This window comes from Pontibacter rugosus (assembly GCF_042678745.1).
In the GTDB taxonomy this organism is placed as follows: domain Bacteria; phylum Bacteroidota; class Bacteroidia; order Cytophagales; family Hymenobacteraceae; genus Pontibacter; species Pontibacter rugosus.
Genome location: NZ_JBHTLD010000447.1, coordinates 1 through 960 on the forward strand (window position 1 = coordinate 1; position 960 = coordinate 960).

Genomic DNA, 960 nt, shown 5'->3' on the forward strand with positions numbered 1-960 from the left:
TTTTGTTTTAATGCTATATTTGGAATTACATATATTAAGCCAAGCCTTTATGAAGCAGACTTTTACCCTTCTACTATTTCTAGTGCTGTGCTCTTTTCAGGCACGTTCGCAAAGAGCTGTACTGCTGCAAAGCTTTGAAGGTGATTATTGGAACAACACTGAGACTTTAGCAGAGAATAGACTTTTCTTTAAATCTTACTATCAACTTCAGGTGTTTGATCTGCAAACTAAAGAATCGTATTCTGTTCAAAATTCACCTAAAGGAAATTTTTACCCTGGTAGAACAGTAGCAGCTGTTGGAAACGAAATTGTTTTCGCTGGAGGAGACTGGAACATATATCTTACTCAAGCTGAAAGGAGTATGCAGATTGGATCACAGCTTTATAGCAAAGCCATGTGTTCTGCGGGGAATTTCACACTCGCCATTCTAGGTAACACTAGCGGTTCATATACTAAAGTGATTGCGATCGATAAATCCACCAAAGCTATTACGACGCTACAAGAGATAAATCAACGTCTGTATGATGTACAGACAGCTTATTTCGAAAAGGAAAACAAAGTATATTTTTCGTTGCAGATGGAAACCAAACGAGTTGCTATTTACGAAACAGACGGAACGGTAGCAGGAACAAAGTATGTATCAGACATCAAGCCTGTTTCTTATACCGCAGAACTTATTGATGCCCATTTTATCGACAATGGCCAGGAATTATACTTTAAGGCCATTGAGAGAGAGTCGGACGGCACCTCAAAAACTAATTTTTACACCATAAATACAGCTAACAATATTTATGGCAAGCCTATCGAGATTTTAGATGGCAGCATCTTTAATCAAGGCACTGCTATTGTTAAGGATGCTGTCATCTATAGTTATGACAGTCATTCCAAGAAATTAACTAAAACAGAAAAAGGTAATAAAACTGATTTATACAGATTTGACAGTTTTTATTCTTTTCTGGG

At 37.1% G+C, this 960-nt stretch carries 1 protein-coding gene; it reads left to right on the plus strand.

All coding sequences use genetic code 11. The features are described from left to right. Window positions 1-49: 49 nt before the first annotated feature. Window positions 50-960, plus strand: a 911-nt coding sequence (locus tag ACFQ2O_RS21820; protein ID WP_377533060.1) for a hypothetical protein, incomplete at its 3' end; no start/stop codon positions are given.